The sequence below is a fragment of the Ewingella allii genome, from assembly GCF_044430645.1.
Lineage (GTDB): Bacteria > Pseudomonadota > Gammaproteobacteria > Enterobacterales > Enterobacteriaceae > Ewingella > Ewingella allii.
Genome location: NZ_JAWUDN010000001.1, coordinates 1,326,718 through 1,343,236 on the forward strand (window position 1 = coordinate 1,326,718; position 16,519 = coordinate 1,343,236).

The 16,519-nt window shown below is 49.4% G+C and carries 21 protein-coding genes; 5 read left to right on the forward strand and 16 right to left on the reverse strand.

What is annotated here, in order from left to right:
• Positions 1–5: 5 nt before the first annotated feature.
• The 8 genes from SBO83_RS06300 to SBO83_RS06335 form a co-directional block, all read right to left on the reverse strand.
• The gene (locus SBO83_RS06300) at positions 6–458 is read right to left on the reverse strand and encodes a phage protein (RefSeq protein ID WP_396130838.1); all 453 of its coding nucleotides are present in this window, start codon (positions 456–458) and stop codon (positions 6–8) included.
• A gap of 3 nt (positions 459–461) precedes the next feature.
• Positions 462–1,589: a DUF2586 domain-containing protein gene (locus tag SBO83_RS06305; RefSeq protein WP_396130839.1), complete on the reverse strand. Its 1,128-nt coding sequence runs from the start codon at positions 1,587–1,589 to the stop codon at positions 462–464.
• Positions 1,590–1,600: 11 nt separating this feature from the next.
• Positions 1,601–2,278, reverse strand: coding sequence for a phage virion morphogenesis protein (locus SBO83_RS06310; protein ID WP_396130840.1), 678 nt, complete (start codon positions 2,276–2,278; stop codon positions 1,601–1,603).
• Positions 2,275–2,784, reverse strand: coding sequence for a phage tail protein (locus SBO83_RS06315; protein WP_396130841.1), 510 nt, complete (start codon positions 2,782–2,784; stop codon positions 2,275–2,277). Before SBO83_RS06315 ends, SBO83_RS06310 begins: the two co-directional genes overlap by 4 nt.
• Positions 2,781–3,233 carry a head completion/stabilization protein gene (locus tag SBO83_RS06320; RefSeq protein WP_128124414.1) on the reverse strand — a complete coding sequence of 151 codons (453 nt, stop codon included), beginning with the start codon at positions 3,231–3,233 and terminating at the stop codon, positions 2,781–2,783. Before SBO83_RS06320 ends, SBO83_RS06315 begins: the two co-directional genes overlap by 4 nt.
• A 97-nt stretch (positions 3,234–3,330) precedes the next feature.
• The gene (gene gpM, locus SBO83_RS06325) at positions 3,331–4,023 is read right to left on the reverse strand and encodes a phage terminase small subunit (RefSeq protein ID WP_396130842.1); all 693 of its coding nucleotides are present in this window, start codon (positions 4,021–4,023) and stop codon (positions 3,331–3,333) included.
• Positions 4,024–4,025: 2 nt separating this feature from the next.
• Positions 4,026–5,060, reverse strand: coding sequence for a phage major capsid protein, P2 family (locus SBO83_RS06330; protein ID WP_396130843.1), 1,035 nt, complete (start codon positions 5,058–5,060; stop codon positions 4,026–4,028).
• Between the two features lie 63 nt (positions 5,061–5,123).
• Positions 5,124–5,954: a GPO family capsid scaffolding protein gene (locus tag SBO83_RS06335; protein ID WP_396130844.1), complete on the reverse strand. Its 831-nt coding sequence runs from the start codon at positions 5,952–5,954 to the stop codon at positions 5,124–5,126.
• 183 nt (positions 5,955–6,137) lie between these two features.
• Here SBO83_RS06335 and SBO83_RS06340 point away from each other — a divergent pair, with 183 nt between their 5' ends.
• From SBO83_RS06340 to SBO83_RS06350, 3 genes are read left to right on the forward strand one after another with little or no spacing between them, the layout of a single operon-like run.
• The gene (locus tag SBO83_RS06340; protein WP_396130845.1) at positions 6,138–7,916 is read left to right on the forward strand and encodes a terminase large subunit domain-containing protein; all 1,779 of its coding nucleotides are present in this window, start codon (positions 6,138–6,140) and stop codon (positions 7,914–7,916) included.
• Complete coding sequence (locus tag SBO83_RS06345) at positions 7,913–8,962, forward strand: phage portal protein (protein ID WP_396130846.1); 1,050 nt, start codon at positions 7,913–7,915, stop codon at positions 8,960–8,962. The genes SBO83_RS06340 and SBO83_RS06345 overlap by 4 nt, the downstream gene beginning before the upstream one ends.
• The gene (locus SBO83_RS06350) at positions 8,959–9,273 is read left to right on the forward strand and encodes an ogr/Delta-like zinc finger family protein (RefSeq protein WP_396130847.1); all 315 of its coding nucleotides are present in this window, start codon (positions 8,959–8,961) and stop codon (positions 9,271–9,273) included. The genes SBO83_RS06345 and SBO83_RS06350 overlap by 4 nt, the downstream gene beginning before the upstream one ends.
• Here the strand turns inward: SBO83_RS06350 and SBO83_RS06355 are convergent.
• The 8 genes from SBO83_RS06355 to SBO83_RS06390 form a co-directional block, all read right to left on the reverse strand.
• Positions 9,256–9,462: a hypothetical protein gene (locus SBO83_RS06355; RefSeq protein WP_396130848.1), complete on the reverse strand. Its 207-nt coding sequence runs from the start codon at positions 9,460–9,462 to the stop codon at positions 9,256–9,258. The two genes, SBO83_RS06350 and SBO83_RS06355, sit on opposite strands and share 18 nt — an antisense overlap.
• A gap of 138 nt (positions 9,463–9,600) precedes the next feature.
• The gene (locus SBO83_RS06360; protein ID WP_396130849.1) at positions 9,601–11,721 is read right to left on the reverse strand and encodes a replication endonuclease; all 2,121 of its coding nucleotides are present in this window, start codon (positions 11,719–11,721) and stop codon (positions 9,601–9,603) included.
• The gene (locus tag SBO83_RS06365; RefSeq protein ID WP_396130850.1) at positions 11,718–11,987 is read right to left on the reverse strand and encodes a DUF2732 family protein; all 270 of its coding nucleotides are present in this window, start codon (positions 11,985–11,987) and stop codon (positions 11,718–11,720) included. Before SBO83_RS06365 ends, SBO83_RS06360 begins: the two co-directional genes overlap by 4 nt.
• A gap of 77 nt (positions 11,988–12,064) precedes the next feature.
• Positions 12,065–12,478 carry a hypothetical protein gene (locus SBO83_RS06370; RefSeq protein ID WP_396130851.1) on the reverse strand — a complete coding sequence of 138 codons (414 nt, stop codon included), beginning with the start codon at positions 12,476–12,478 and terminating at the stop codon, positions 12,065–12,067.
• A gap of 7 nt (positions 12,479–12,485) precedes the next feature.
• Positions 12,486–12,812 (reverse strand): hypothetical protein, encoded by a 327-nt coding sequence (locus tag SBO83_RS06375; RefSeq protein ID WP_396130852.1) that lies wholly within the window; start codon positions 12,810–12,812, stop codon positions 12,486–12,488.
• Positions 12,793–13,017, reverse strand: a complete 225-nt coding sequence (locus tag SBO83_RS06380; protein ID WP_396130853.1) for a phage filamentation protein Fil family protein — start codon at positions 13,015–13,017, stop codon at positions 12,793–12,795. The genes SBO83_RS06375 and SBO83_RS06380 overlap by 20 nt, the downstream gene beginning before the upstream one ends.
• Before the next feature lie 9 nt (positions 13,018–13,026).
• Positions 13,027–13,536 carry a phage regulatory CII family protein gene (locus tag SBO83_RS06385; RefSeq protein ID WP_396130854.1) on the reverse strand — a complete coding sequence of 170 codons (510 nt, stop codon included), beginning with the start codon at positions 13,534–13,536 and terminating at the stop codon, positions 13,027–13,029.
• A gap of 32 nt (positions 13,537–13,568) precedes the next feature.
• Positions 13,569–13,790: a regulator gene (locus tag SBO83_RS06390; protein ID WP_396130855.1), complete on the reverse strand. Its 222-nt coding sequence runs from the start codon at positions 13,788–13,790 to the stop codon at positions 13,569–13,571.
• Positions 13,791–13,931: 141 nt separating this feature from the next.
• Between SBO83_RS06390 and SBO83_RS06395 the strand changes: the two genes are divergently transcribed.
• A complete protein-coding gene (locus SBO83_RS06395; RefSeq protein WP_396130856.1) occupies positions 13,932–14,498 on the forward strand; it encodes a helix-turn-helix domain-containing protein in 567 nt (188 codons plus the stop codon).
• A 12-nt stretch (positions 14,499–14,510) separates the two neighbouring features.
• Positions 14,511–16,502 carry an AAA family ATPase gene (locus tag SBO83_RS06400; RefSeq protein ID WP_396130857.1) on the forward strand — a complete coding sequence of 664 codons (1,992 nt, stop codon included), beginning with the start codon at positions 14,511–14,513 and terminating at the stop codon, positions 16,500–16,502.
• The last annotated feature ends 17 nt before the right edge of the window (positions 16,503–16,519 follow it).

The window sequence follows — 16,519 nt, forward strand, 5'->3', positions numbered from 1 at the left end:
ATCCCTTATCCAATCAAGTTGCGGGTATCTTCTGATTCCAGATACGGCACGCCGTTGATGTGTACAAAGTCCGGGCTGGTGACGAAATACTTAATTTTGTGCGTCAGCACGCTGCCCCCCTTCGGATCGTTATCAAGCAGGTTACTCAGTACCAGCTTGCAGCCGAACGCCTCGAACTTCATTTCTTCGCCACCGGCCTTGGCGTAAAACAGCAAATCAACCGGCTCGATACCGCGCCACGAACCCGCACGTCGAGCAATGCCGGTCAGCTGTTGCAGCACTTTGGTGGTGATTTCAATTTCACCCTCGGCCGCCACGTCCCCGGACACGTAGCCATCAGGTACACCTTGAGTCTGCGCGGCCGACGTGTTGTCGGTGATATCTAAATTCACCTTTTCGATGTGGATCAAGTCGCCATCGATACGCACATCGGTGGATTGTCCTGAAATACGTTTCATGGGTTATTTGCTCCCTGCTGCGCCAGCGTCCAGTAACAGGCTTACGGTGATGCCTTTCGGGCATTCGTAAGTGCGCACCACAATATAAATCTCCACCTGAGTGGGTGACTTCCAGGTGATCGTCACGTCGCCATCCTGCGGCGGCATCACTTCACCAGGGAAGGTGATCCCGTTGATTTCCGACGCCTTAGCCATTTGGCGCAGTACCTTGGCGAAATAGCCCTGGTGCGCGGCGATGCTGCTTGGCGTGCTGTTTAGCGAACGGTCTGCAATCTTGGCAATTGCCTGGAGGCGAACACGCCGCGCTACCTTATCGACCACGCGCAGCGCCTCGATAGCCTGATAATCCCCGCCCTCGGCGTCCAGCGTGCGGCCGTCTGACCAATAAAACCCGTCATAGTCCGGGTACCACATCGGCACGCTAAAACGCTTTTCCTGCAAGGCTTGTAGCGTGGCCAACTCCAGTACCGCGCCATTGCCATCAACCGGCAACTCATCGCTACCCATCGCCAGAAGTGCGCCGGTCTGCACACGCGCCGGGCTATCGGCTACGGTGACGGCACGGCTGCACAAGCGGCCCGCCAACACGCCCGGCTCATTGCCAAACAGGCGCGGCACCAACTGCACGGACGGCGCGGCAATTTGTGCCTGTAGCGTCGCCATGCGTACCAGGTAATCCGCCCAGGCTTCTTTGTCCTGCGGGCCTTCTACTGCCAGAATGAACCAGCACCAGCGGCCAAACGTCGCCAGCAGCTTGGCGCGTAGGCTTGCCGCGTCGTTGATGGATTGCTTATCGCTGACGGTTTGCGATAACACGACGCCCTCAACCGACGCCACGCGCTGCGCTTCCAGCACCGCGTCAACCCAATCCCCTGGCTCGGCGCTCTCTGCCAATACGTGAACAAAGCCGCTCCAGTTTTGGCCCGCGTTCAGCATGGCCGCGTTCAGATCGCTTTTAAGCACGCTGTCAGCCGCGCCCAGCAAGGTGTCAAAATCCGTTTGGGTATTCACCGGCAGGGTTTTACCCGCGTTGATTTTCCCCGTCCCCACGTACAAGACTGCACGCTCAATCTCTTTGGTTTCACCCTGTAGCTGGTTAACCTGGTTAACTCCAACCGTTGGCCATGTCATGCCGTTCCCTCTTATCCTGCGCCGTAGCCAATGCCCTGCAATTGACGCGCTAACGCTTTGTTGAAATCCTCTTGCGAAATACCCAGGAAGGGACGCGCTGGCACATCAACTGACCAGGAGGCTTTCGCAGCCTTGCCAGAAAGAACCCTAATTAACAGGCCCGCCTTGGCCATCGTCATGCTTTCCTGAATTTCCTTTAGCGCTGGTTTACGCCACCGCTTGCCCTTTCGTACCTTGTACCCCAGCGTGCGCAGCCGCTTGGCCTGGCGAACGCTGGCCGGTAGGCTTTCTACCCGGCTCTTTTTTTCTACCTGGCGGCGGTTCACGGTCACGCTCATGCCGTTTTGTTGGCCGTAACCCACCGTTCCCGCTGCCACGGATTTTTTGCCGTTGTGATAACCGCCGCCGCTTAGGTACACCCGCACCCCGTCAATTTGGGGCATATCCCTGATGTGAAGCAGCTTTGGCATGTTGCGCAGCATCTTGCCCTTGCGCTTGGTTTGGCGTCCCTGCCATTTCTGCCCGTCCGGCCCTTCCTGGTTCCGCACGTTGCGCTTGGCCGCTGGCATTAATCCGTACTTGGCCAATCGCCATAACAGCCGCTGGCGTTTCTGCGGCGTCAGCTCCAGGGCGTTTAGCTGTTTGCGTAACGCCTTTACCTGGGCGGGGTCTAACTGCCCCCTTATCACTTCTCACCGTCCCCGATGTGTACGCCGTGACTGTCCACGCCGTAGACTGTTGCCTCGCTGGCCAGCCAGATTTGTGGGTCAGCCAGTCGCCACATTTCCCCATCCATGGGGATATTGCCTTGCTCGTCTTTGACCATCGTCAGCGCTTCAACCATCGGCACCGAAATGGCCAACACCGCCGTTTCATCGTCAATCACGTCTATGTCGAAATCGGGCAAATCCACATCAATGCCCACCTCGTCATAAAGCTCCCGATCAGACTGGTTGAGCCAAACCATCAGCAGCGCGGCCAGGTTGCGCGGGTCATACGCCCGGTAGGGGAATCTGTCCCACGTCAGCGCCGCGTCATAACGGATGATGGCCAGGCGGTACTGGTCTAGCCCCAAATCCCTTTGTGCCGGGATAAACTTCATTTCATCCATGAAACTGGCGAACCCGGTGCCGGCGAAAGTGCGCTTTGGCATGTTCGCATTGATGAAAGCGGTCAGCTCATCCAACTGGCTCATATTTTGCGCACTCCCACGCGGCGTTTTCCCTTGATGGCTCGAATAGCAATGGAACCCTCGGCCAGCAGGCTATTGCGGGTTTCCTCGCTCTCCTGCCCTGGGTGAGTCTCCCGGCGTCCGATGCTGGCAAACTCCCCCAATAAATCCGCCTTGGCGCGGGCATAAACCGCACGCTTATAGCGGGCGCATAACAGATTCCCGTCCATCATGCTTATGCCTGGTGCTTCACTTGCCTGGCCAATCCCCTTGGCCTGGTAGTCATCCCTGATTGATGCCAGCAAATCGTTAACTTCACCGGCTGCGGTCAGCAGCGCCGTGGCCACCGTTCCGCTATCAATATCAGCCGGAATACTTCGCTGTTCCTGAAACTCTTGCAGGTTCAAATCCGGCCAAAAACCATCGTTTTTCAGCGGTTCATCGTCGTATTCAATCGGTGTTCCACTGAACATAAAATTTCTCCGAAAAGAGAAGCGGGCTGACCGAGATCCAAAGTACATAGCCCATAGGCATTACCTCCCTCGCGCCCGCCCCGGCTTGCGGTAGTCTTTACTTTTGCAACGCCCGAATACGGGCGGCAATTTGATTTCGCATGGTGCCAACCCCGCACGCGCTATGCAGCTTGTGCGCCTGGGCCAGCAGTCCATCCACCTGTTTTAGCAGTGCCACATCCTCCGTTACCGTTGGGCGTGGAATGCCGTCGCCGTCAAAGAGCTGGCGCATACCGGCGAACTTAAGCCATTTGGCTTGGATCACTTCGTACAGCTCCCATTTTTCCATCACGTTGGCAAACGTGCGGGAGAAATACGGCTCAATCGGCTGGCCCTCCTTGGCCATCCCCTCCGCCCAGGCCAGCACAGTGTCAGCGGTGAAGGTGACAAAGTTGCTTTTCAGGTCGTCCGGGGTTTCCTGTCCCTGCTCGATGGCGATATCCACCAAATCCAGGGCGGCGTCAAAGTCGCCCACGTCAAAGAGCCAAATCACGCACCAGGCTAAAACCGGGTTGCGCTGCACCTCGCCGCTGGCTAGATACTTTTCAACCGTTGGCATCCAGCGCGGCAAATACTGATCGCGCTTGATGGCCACCTTTTGGGACAGTGTCAGCCCGTGCAATGCCTCAACATCCTTTTGTAAGGCGGCGGCCATAACGTGCATGCTTTCGGAGATATCCAGCGCCCGATGCTGCTTAAGCTTGGCCTCTGCGGCAATTCGTGCCGAATGGCGTTGCGCGGGTGACATCATGGTTATTCCCCTACTTTTTCAGCTGGTTCGGCCACGGTGCCAATCGTCACCGCGCTTTCATCGATCGCCGCGTACAAATCCAGGTACTCAACCGCGTAACCTTCGTTACGGAGATACTTGTTTTCGTACTGCTTGCGGTCTTCGACAAACTCCGCCTTGCGCTGGCGAGTGTTACGCTGGGTATAGATGTGCAAGTTACTCAGCGTCGTCACCACCATACGTTTACCCGGCATAAATGGCGGAATAATGGCGCGGCGGCCCGCAATCGAATCTTGCAGCATTTGCGCCGCGATTTTTTCCGATGGGCGATCAGCAGCTTGGTAAAGGCGATACTGTTCCGCCGCCACCAGGTCAGCACCGACCAACACCACAAGGCGCGGGTCATTGCGGAATTGCTGCGGAATCTTGGCGTTAATCAAATCTGATGCCATGGCATCCAATGACTTGTAGTCACCGTGCTGATCCAGCGTGACCGCATCGGTCAGAATTTGCTTACCACCTTCCCAATTACGCACGATTTCATGCCAACCGATATTGACGTCTTCGCCGTTCGGGTTCTCTTTGTAATCTGTGGATTTCGCGATGCTCTTACCGTTAAAACCGATACGCAGCATATCCAACGCAAAAGATTGCGTGGTGAAGTCGGTAACGCGCTGGAAGAATTCATCCTCAGAACCGGCGTTCGCCCAGATAGACAGCAAGTCCCAGCGCAGCGCGGCGCAAGAGTCAGTTTCTACCAACTTGTATTCGTTGCCGGACACGCCGACATTACGACGGAAACGCCCTTCTTCGCTGCGGCCGGTGTGCAGACCAGAAGCGCCCACGCTAACGACCTGGCCAGACAGTTGATCAACGTCTGCCACGGTGATCCAGTTCAGAAAGTCGGAACTTTCCAGTAACGCATCGCGCAGCTGGGTTTCTTTCGGGTCAGTCAGTGAGAAATAATTAGATTCCTCGCCAGCATCCAGACCGTAGGCCGACGCCAAGCCCGCCGCGAATTGCTTTAAAAAGCCACGCGCCTTTGCATTTAAATTCATTGTTCAATCATCCTTAATCGCAATTGCGGTTAATAGGTTCCCTGGTGAATCACTTATAAAGGCTTATAAGTGGTTAAAAGGTTTGCGCCCGCCTTTCGGGTTATTTTTTGGCAAGTCGGTAATACGCTTGTCCAGCTTGCTAAAGTTATTAACGATTTTCGGCAAGTGATCGCGAAGGCGTGCAAATTCTTCCGTATCAACCACTTCTTTCACGGTTTCAACATCGCTTTGAATATCATCAACGGTTGAATCAGTTTCATCCGTTTTGGTTTCAAGTGCTGAAACGCGAGTTTCCAACGCCGCCAATGCTTCCGCTAGCGTTTGTAATTTGTCGTCACCCTGCGGAGTATCATCGCCTGGGGTTTCGTCTTCGATGCTAAAGATTTTGCGCCATGAGCTTTTAGCTTTACCGTTCCCTGCCATCTTAATTTCCTTCACTTTGTTAAATTTAAGCGGAACACTTTTACCAAAAAGATAATTATGCTTTCGCTTATTAAATCGCATCCGCGTTGTGCCAACGCTTGCGGGTTCATCCGTGACGCCTAACCCTTCCAGGTAATAACGCCCTGTTCCGCGAAAGTCGCCATCTGGCGTTAATTCAACGGAGGTAAAAATAAGTCTTCCATTGTGATTGGCGTAAATCAGCTCAACCGATGGACACAAACGAGCATAAAGCCTAACTAAACCGTCATCCCCTTCAACGGCCATTACTTCGAGCACTTCACCCACATTTCCAGTGCGTCCATGCTCAGGCCACAACAGGGCTGTATATAATTTCGGGTCATAGGTTTCTGCCGCGTCGATTAACATTTGCCGCGTCAAATAACGCTTATCAACTGTTTCCCCTTCGGTTGCGATGCAAAGCCATTCCGTCATTAAATGAGAACCTGACATACGGAATTCATCTCCTTGTTTCCGTGAATTGCAGTATCGCCAATTATTTTCAGCCCCGCAGCAAGATAAATTCGGATATAGCCATTAGACGAATTAAACCCGATATTAAGTTAACGAAATAAAGAATCACCCACCGCATAATTACCATCATGGAAACAGAGAGACATTAAGGGACTAATAAAAGTGGCTTATTATTCAGAGGATTTAATAAGCGTTGCGCGTTCGCTTTATTTAAAACGCGCCACGCCAAAAGAGATCGCCAAAGATTTAAACTTGCCAAATGCGCGCATCATTTACTATTGGGCAACAAAATGGAATTGGGCAGATTTACTTAGCCACGAATCTACAGAAGAAGCGATTGAGCGCCGCTATCAATTATTGGTTGGTCGCGACGCTAAATCAGAGCTTGAAATAAAGGAAATGGACACCCTTATTTCTCACGCCGTAAAGCTGCGAGCGCAGACGAATAAGCATAAAGAAAAGCTGGCTGCTTCAAATCCTGATTATCAGGGTGGACACCAGGAGCAGAACGACAACGGCGAACCCAAAAAGAAACGCAAGAATAAGAAAAATGATATCTCTGGCCTAACCAAAGATGATTTTGACGCTTTTGCCGAAGAACATTTATTCGGGTATCAGAAACATTTACGCCTAAATATCGCCAAGCAGATCCGCAACATCCTCAAAAGCCGCCAGATTGGGGCCACCTGGTACTTTGCGTTTGAAGCATTTGAAGATGCCGTGTTAACCGGCAAGCCTCAAATTTTCTTATCTGCATCCAAAGCCCAGGCGGAAGTATTCCGCTCTTACATCGTGAATATCGCAGAGCAGTATTTCGGCGTAGCGCTGACCGGAAACCCGATCCGCCTGAGTAACGGCGCAGAGCTGCGTTTTCTGTCTACCAACAAAAACACCGCGCAATCCTATAGCGGGCATTTGTACTGCGACGAATATTTTTGGGTGCCTAACTTCGCCGCATTAAACGAGGTGGCCAGCGCCATGGCCACGCACGACCACTGGCGCACAACGTATTTTTCAACACCTAGCGCCAAAACGCACCAGGCTTACCCGTTCTGGACGGGGGAAGAATGGAAGCGCGGCGACAAAAACAGGACGGCCGTTCAGTTCCCTACCTTTGATGAAATGCGCGACGGCGGCCGCAGCTGTCCAGACGGGCAATGGCGCTACGTCATTACATTGAAGGATGCCGTTGCGGGCGGCTTTAATCTGGCCAGCATCGATAAGCTGCGTAATCGCTACAACCGTGACACGTTCAACATGCTTTACATGTGCGTGTTCGTGGATAGCCAAGACAGCGTTTTTAGTTTCAGCGAGCTGGAGCGCTGCGGCGTCGATGTTGAGGATTGGGATGATCACGACGAAACGGCAGAGCGGCCATTCGGTGGCCGTGAAGTGTGGGGCGGCTTCGACCCGGCCCGCTCCGGGGACACGTCAACTTTCGTGATTGTCGCCCCGCCCATTCACGCCGTAGAAGTTTTTCGCGTGCTGCGCGTTCTGCACTGGAAAGGCATGAATTTCAGCTATCAGGCAGCACAGATCAAAAAGCTGTTTGGCCAATACAACATGAGCTACATCGGCGTAGACGTTACCGGCATCGGGCGCGGCGTGTTTGAACTGATTGAGCATTTTGCGCTACGTGAAGCAGTGGCCATTCACTACGGCATGGAAACCAAAACGCGCCTGGTACTGAAAATGATTGATGTGATTGGAGCCAAGCGCCTGCAATGGAACAAAGACAATAAGGAAATCCCCGCATCTTTCCTGGCTATCCGGCGAACGGCAACGGCCAGCGGCAACGCCATGACATTTAAAGCAGACCGCAGCGCGGAGACTGGCCACGCCGATGCCTTTTGGGCTATCGCGCACGCCGTTATTAACGAACCGATCAACTTTGAGCACAAACGCAAATCTAATTGGAAAGTAAGGAAACAGGCAGCATGAGCAAGCGCAAAAAGCAGCATCGCCCCGCAAAGGTTCGCGCCACACAGCCAGGGAGCAAGGCCAGCAATAAGAAAATGAGCATCATCACGCTGGGAAAACCGGAGCCGATTTTAACCACCGGCACCAACTACAAAGATATTTGGTATGACAATGAGTTTGACCATTATACGCAGCCTATTGATCGCCTCGCCCTGGTGCAACTCACCAACCTAAACAGCCAGCACGGTGGCGTGATTTACGCCCGCCATAATATGGTTGCCGCCGACTATTTAGGAGGCGGCCTAACGCATGAGCAGCTGCGCGGCGGCGTATTTGATTTTCTTTCACTTGGTGACCTGGGGATCGTGAAAATTCGTAACGGCTGGGGCGACGTTGTTGCACTTAGCCCTTTGCCATCACTTTATTTACGCGTGCGTAAAACAGGAGAATTTGTCATTTTGCAGGACGGGGAACCACTGGTTTACGAACCGGAAGACGTGGTTTTTCTAAAGCAGTATGACCCGCAGCAGCAGGTTTATGGCCTACCGGACTATATCAGCGGCATCCACTCAGCTTTATTAAACAGCGAGGCAACTATTTTCCGCCGCCGCTATTATCACAACGGGGCGCACACGGGCGGTATTATTTATACCAATGACCCCAATATGAGCGATGAAGTTGAGGAAGAAATTTCCGACCAGCTGGAAAGCTCAAAGGGGATCGGTAATTTCTCTACCATTTTTGTGAATATTCCGGGCGGCACGGAAAAGGCTATTCAGTTTATTCCGGTGGGGGATATTGGCGCGAACGATGAATTTAACAACGTGAAGAACATCAGCGCCCAGGACGTTCTCAACGCACATCGCTTCCCGGCTGGCTTAGCGGGAATTATCCCAGTAAACACGGGCGGGCTTCCCGACCCGGAGAAGTCCCGCGCCACGTACCGAAAAGATGAGGTTATCCCGTTACAACGCATGATTATGAATGCCGTGAATAGCGATCCAGATATCCCACAACATTTACATTTGAATTTCGCGTTTGAAGATGAAAGCGGTGATGATAAATGAGGCGCAAAAAGATAAACTATCCGGGTTATTATTCTCCCGGAGCAATCAACATGCGCGTTATGAAAGTGATATGCCCTGAATGCGGCGCTAATTCTGTGATTAAGAAGACCGCCCGCAAACATCGCGAAATATCAGATATCTATTGCGCCTGTTCTGATTATGAGTGTGGTCATACTTTTGTTATGAATATGACCTTTTCGCACACCATCAGCCCCAGCGCCAAATCCCAGGGCAGTTTATTGAAAGGTTTAGTTAACTCGCTAAAAGGCGATGACAAACAAATGCTTTTGACTCTACTGCAACAAGCCTGAACCACTGCCCCCATCTTGGGGGTTTTGTTTGTCGTACTCATCTAATCTTTTCAGCAAATCAGCAGATAATTCCGCCACCCAATCTACGGCCCGTTTTTCATCCCCAGCAGCACACGTTCCTGCTGATACGAGTCTTGTAATCATTTCAATTCTTTCTAAAGCCAGCGTTTCAAAAAACAAATCATTCATAGGTTCCCCCCTCCCTTAGCGCAAATGACTGTATGCATGTACAGTACAAGATTGTTAGTAATTATGAAAGCGAAATGAAGATGCATTTACAAGTTCATAATTCTTCTAAATTCCTAACGCCTTGAAATCATTATCAATTTAAAACTCGGAAGCGCGAGTTTGCCGCACTTCCTGTTCATCACAAACAAAGCAAATCCCCCCATCATCAAAGGAGGATTTTTCTGCCGTCATTAAGTCGCCGCAGGAACGGCAGTAGCGCCGACGCGTCCGCAACCTCACTTCCCCGTCACGCAAAATCATCTCTGTTTCATCATCCAGGCGCACAATATTGCCCCTAAGCAACGCTTTGGCCATCTGATCGCCATCTTGGTGTTGAATGCCAATGCCCTTTTTCAACTCGGTGATCGTACTTTGAGTACAGTTATTGACAGAACTCCAAGGGGCGGCAAGGCCGCCAGGAACAGCAGCAGCCGCTTCGCTGGCTGCCAACTTCGGAACAATCGCCCACTTAACCAGACGCGTTTCTACTTCCGAGCCACTGCCAAGAAGCGGTGAGTAAATTCCCTGCACACGCTGCACATCTTCGGCGTATTCGTTACCGCACTCGGTGATTTCATACATAAGGCGCACAACCAGATCGCGACGCTTCACCAATGCGCCGCCCTGGGCCTGGGTATAGGCAGCCCAATCGCCCACGTCCGCGCTGGCCAGCACGGCATCCATCAAACTATTTTCTAGCGTCTTGTCACCCATGCGGCGTAGCTCACGCCATACCGTCACCGGCGCACCACCAATTTGCTGAAACTGACGAATACGCCAACGGCTGGCCCAGGCTGAAACTGATTTGGCCATGTCCTTTAGGTTTTCGCCGGTTTCGTCGTCAGCTTCTCCATCCAGCGCAAAGCCGTCGATGTTTTTTGAAATGTATTTAGCGATGTAGCCGGTTGCGCTGCCCTTTTCCGGGTCGATTGGCTCAACGTGAAAACGCGCCTTAAGCGCGTATGCAGATTGCAATTCCTCGGAGTCTTCACGGCGGGAGTAATAACAGACAATGTCACGCACCTGCTCGACGTATGATGGCGGCATAAATAAAAGCATATGCCAGTGCGGCGTCCCATCGTGGTGCGGCTCTACGACACGAAAACCAAACACGTTAATACCCGCACGCGAAAACGCAGCGCGAGCCTTAGCCCATACGCCGCAGAGGTATTTTTGTGTTTGTCGTGGGCTGGCGCCGTTCCACTGAGAAACAAACCCACCCTTGCTATGCACGGCGTGATACTTGGACGGGGCAGTTATGGTGTAGAACTCCCCTGCCATGCCCATTTCATTGGCCAGGTCTTCAAATCCGCGCATGCGCACCATCAGTTCACAGCGGCGCTTTGCTGGATTGGCGTTGCTGGCATCTACCATGTCGGCCAGGGATAGGCGTTCGCCAGTTTCCTCATTCTGCAAATCGTAAGATTTGAAAAACTCACGGTTACGCTTCTTCTGTTCAACCCATTCGCCCCTCGTCGAACGGCTGACATAAGCGGATGCCGCCTTTTGCACCTGGCCAACGGCGATGGCCATGTGCTCACGCTGTAAATCGCGGCTGCGCTTCAACTTACCGCGCCACCATTCAGGGGCCATCATGCGCAGCAAACCCGACTCGGCATGGCGCGGCGTAAAAGAGCGCCCCGCCTTAAATTGCTGCCAGTATGGTGGATTGATACCTGTCTGTTTTACCAGCTTGCCTAAATGCTTAAACGCTGCCAGCGCCCGGCGCTCCATTTCTTTCTCACCGGCTGCTTCTTTAGGAAAAGCCAGGCTTATAAAATCGGCAAAGGATTCGCCCATAAAGTTAGCAATGCTATGAGCAAGGTTTCGCAATTCGTCACGGCCAAAAGTTGGCAGCTTTTCAAGATCGGCAACAAACGGGAACGGTGTAACACCAGCTGCCTGGTATGAAGTTGTGTATTGTGCGCAGACCTTGCGCAGACGTGGCAATACGCTCTTACCTACCGTAGTGCGTAAAAACGTATTGGCACGGCGGCGGCCCGTTGGGCCAGCCTCCAATAACTTGGAATAACGATCGCCAAAATAGCGCGCCAAGAAATCTGGCATCCCTGCCAGGTACTCAGCACGCCAATCATGATCAAGGCTATTCTGGTGCCAGAGCTGACGCTCGGTCAGACTAATTTCATCCGGTGCGCCAGGGGCAAACTGCTCTTGCTGCCACTGCTGCACCGCATGGTGCTGGCCATTCAATTCAATCACGGTAAGGAATGGCTACGGCCGGAGCGGCCCAATTGTTCAGACTCCTGGCGCATTAGCTCTACAATCTCGGAAGCACTTAAGCCCTCATTGGCAACATGCGTAGCCAGGCGATCCAGATGGCAGGAAAACTTCACCGCAGCATCAGCCATTGCTTCAGCACGTGCTCCTGTAATCAATGTGGCGGTTTGATCACAACCAGGCTTTGCAGTATCGAAACCACTCCAAAGGTTAGGGAATTGGTTCCGGTCATTACGTTTCATTTGCATGGCAAAACTCCAAATTTAGGCAGCAAGAGCCCCCGGCCACCAAGGGGAAGCCGTGGGAATTCTTAGCTGTGGGTTAATTAGTGAATGTGAGTAAGTGCAGTTTTCTGACGGGCAACAGGCGAGACATTCAACGAATTCAGACCATGCAAAGGTCTGGCAGCATCCCACCATCGTGTAATCAATACGGTAATGGAACCCTGGCCTAGAGAGTTGGCCATGTAGTACGTCGCCCGGATGGAGGCAAGAGCCTCATTCTGTTCTTTGCTGCTTTCAGCCTCGCGATAAACGCGACACCAGAAAGCGCAATTGACCGCAAACAACTGGTGCGGGTTATCAAGGTGCATCGAATCGTTAAACATGTAAGGCGACAGGGCCACCATTCCGTCAACGTCTTGGCACTTTTCCAAGAACATAGAGGCATAACTAGGTGCAACGTTCCAGGCGATGAAATCTTCCTTAAGCCCTGCTTTCTCAACCATAATCATTTTCATACTGTCCTCAGTGCATTGAATTATTAACATCTTGTTCAACTTCTCGCGGAGCCACTCTGCAAGCCCCTGCGCCTTTGAAATCTTCCGGGGTGAAGAACCGCGTATCTTGCTGCAACTGCCTTACCTTTAAGACCGCGCCCCACAAGGAAACCTTCTCCCCTTCACTCAAATCAGGCCAATCACATTCGATATGGCGTTGCTTAAGTCCGGCGATGAAGCAGAGATAACGCCGCCCCTCTTCATCTAAATTGTTCCAGTAGTGCTGTACTCGGCTGTCACAGCCAGAAATCATCTTGCGGGCCTGTGCTATCCATTTAGGTGTAGGTGTTTCCACGCTCCCCCCTTAAGCCCATCAGGCGAAACCACCATGGGCGACGCTTTGGTTTTACGGCTGGCTTATTGCGGCCACTTAGAAACTGCACTTTACTGGCGGCGGGCTGCCAGCGCTGACCGTTTGGCAACTCTAACCAGCCATGGCCATAACTTGGCAGTTGGAGAGACGGCGACTGCTTTACTAAAAATCGTGTGAATACTTGCATCGGATCACCTCAGTTCAGACCAGGCATCACACCAAACGCACCTAATACATCCATTGCGCTGGTTAATGCTGGGGCGGTATGAAAACGCGATTCAACTGACACAACGAGCAAAGATAGATCGCGGATCGCCTGATTGGCTCGGTCTAAAATGGCGTTTCTACGTGTCTGCGTCATAGGCGCAGTAGATAAAGCTTCACCGGCGATAGCGCCGATTGCAGCCGTAGCACTGAGTGCATGTGTTGGTAAGTTGTCAGGCTTTGCTTCATTCATTGGCACGGCTGGCAAGCAATTAAGCTGCGCTAGCAAGCCGTCTAACAAGGTCGAATCATCAGTGTGATCAGTGATAATGATTAGTTCGGCCAGTGTTAGGCGATGCGGTTGCATAGGGTTCAGCTTGTTCCGGAGAACCTGAGCAGTCACCCCCACTTTTTCCGCAACCTCGGTTAGGTTGTGAGCCAATGAAAAGCGGCGGCATGCTGTATCTAAGTGCGGATGTATAGAGGTTTGAAAATCAAACATGGTCGATACCCTCAGCGTATTGCAATATCGAACTAAGCGGCGGCGAGGTCACATTCTGATAACGCGTCAACGGTTAACTGCGCCATATTGATCATCACTTTTTCGCGCTTCTTATCTTTCCGAAGGCGATGTCGCGGTAAACGGCCATCTGCCAGCATGTCGTTGATAGTATCCTCAGCTAAACCAGTGAGTTCGCTATAGCGTTCAATTGTGACGTGGGGGGTGATCAGAGTGATTGAAATGTTAGGTCTCATGGGGCAACATCTCCCTTTGGCTTGTGGCGAGCCGCTATTAATAGTGATTACAAGTGAAGTTTCCCAAATCGAACTTCATGGCGAACATTAAGATCGCTTTGGGAATCTGTCAATTAATTTTTGTTCTTTGGGGCGAACTTGATGGATTTTAAAACAGGTGGACAACAAGTTATCTTGCGGCTAGTAGAGGCTTATGGTTTTTCCACTCGGCAGATGTTGTGTGATCACTTGGGTGTATCAAAGAGCACTCTTGCAACGAGATTTATGAGGGACATATTTCCTGCTGAATGGGTCATCCAGTGTGCATTAGAAACAAATGCCTCATTAAAATGGCTTGTATCTGGCGATGGGCCAATTTTTGAGAATAGCCATTCAGATTTGCTTTCTTTACCTAAAACAAAAATAGTTGAAGGCGAGCTACTGAATTTTGGTTATTTTTTCCTTGATAAAACATTAATTACTGAACAGCTTATTTCTCCAATTGTTCTTGTCGAAAGAGAAAGCACATACGTATTAGAGAAAAAAAATGATGATATTAGTGATGGCTTGTGGTTGATAGGAATAGATGGGAAAAATAGTCTTAGGGAAATAACAAGATTGCCATCTGAAAGGATAAAAATTGAGTTGGGTGGTCGTAGTTTCGAGACGTCAATAAATGACATTGACTTTATAGGAAAAGTTAAAGTCATCATCAACACTCATTTCTAGAAGGACCTCACAATGATTGTCGGATTATTTCTTCGGAATTTTAAATCTTTCAAAAACCAGAATTACATTCCTATAATGCTCGATAGTAACTCATCTTACTTCATAGGGGAGAACGGTGTTGGGAAGAGCACGGTTCTTTCTGCATTAAATACGGTACTAAACCAAAATGACATTCACCGTTTAGATATTAATAATGAAGTTAGAGGCCAAGGGCTTGAAACTAGAGAACCTTTCATAGTACCTGTGTTTCTTATTGCGAAATCAAAAATTCGCCGCGGAAATATAATCACTCGCATTTTGGAAGTAATCAGCAATATCACTTGGAATCTTCAATCACACGAATTTACCTCAACATTTCAGCGGGGAATTGCGGACAAATTTATTGAACATAAAGATAACTTAGCAAAAAACTACAACGAAAAAAGTTATTTTTTAATTCCAATTGGTTTTACAAAAACGAGAGCTGGTGAGATTCCTGTTCCTTCAATGTCTATCTTTGAATCAATCCCTGATTACGGAGAAGAGTTATCAGAAGCTTTAGAACCATTCACAAATTTTGCGTGGTTAAAAAAACGTTCGTTAGATGAGGTAAAGCCAAAGATACTTGATTTCATCAGAGAACTTTATTCATACATTTATTTACCGGCTGAGATTACTGTCGATAGTTACTCAAAGATTGAAGGTGAACTATCGCAATCATTGCTTGGTGATGACATACAAAACAAAATACAAAAAATCATACAAAAGAAAGATATAGATGAAATAAATAAGCATTTAAACCAGTATATCTCAGATATATCTAATTTACTTGATAATAGCTATCATTTTAAAAAACCTTCCCAGCGACAAACGCTTTTCACTCAGAGACATATGATTCTAAAAATCATAGAAACCTTTTTTACTGATAAAATATTGCATCGTAGAATCGATGGGAGTGACACGCCAATAACTAATCTTAGTTCGGGAGAAAAAAGAAAAGCATTACTAGATCTTGCATTTGCTTTCCTTAAATCAAACCCAAAAAAGAACGCATCACAAACAATATTTGCCATTGACGAGCCGGAGCTTTCACTTCACGCAACCGCATGCTTCCAACAATTCGAAAAGATAAAAAATATCAGTGAGCTAGGGGTTCAAACACTTATTACCACTCACTGGTATGGTTTCCTCCCGGTTGCTGGTGTCGGTTCAGCCACTTATATATCTCCAAATCAGAATCATATCAAATTACTTAACCTAAGATCATTTAAAGAGGAAATAAGTAATTTTGTAAAAGAGTCTAAAGGGATTTATTTAGACACGCTAGAAGTTAAAAGCACCCATGATTTAGTACAATCTATAATTGCTTCCATTACTGCAACCAATAATTATAACTGGTTATTATGCGAAGGGAAAACTGACAAAAATTATCTTCAGGTTCACCTTGAGTGTGAAGACATCGAAAACTTGATTATTTTGCCTGTTGGCGGCTCATTTGCTCTCAAAGACATATATACCTACTTGACACTTGCATTAAAAGACAGAAGAAGCACAATCAAAGGAAAAGTATTCTGCTTATTGGATACTGATCAAGCACATACTGAGTTCAATAGTACAGATTCCATAGCTAACTTAAGATTAAGAAGATTACTTTTTAATAAAAAAACTGGCTGCATTGATTTATTAAAAACAACTGATAATAGAGTTAGCCCCGCAACTGAAATTGAAGATGCTTTGGATGGCCTTTTTTATTACCAAACTTTATATAGTTTATATGAGGCGGGTAATGAAGATTTTGATTTCATGAAAAATATAGAAACCTTAGATTGCGAGGTATCTGCGGGAATATTAGATATAACAGCTAAGCAAAAAGATATTATACAAAATTATCTTGATCTTCCTGGTAAAAAAGTTGATTTTTGTTATAGATACTGCTCAGAAGTTTATGATAGTGAAGATATTAACACCCCTGGATGGATGCTTGAAATTGCTGAATTTTTTAAAGATGAGAATTCTCAGCTTTAATGTATGAATTTTCAAAA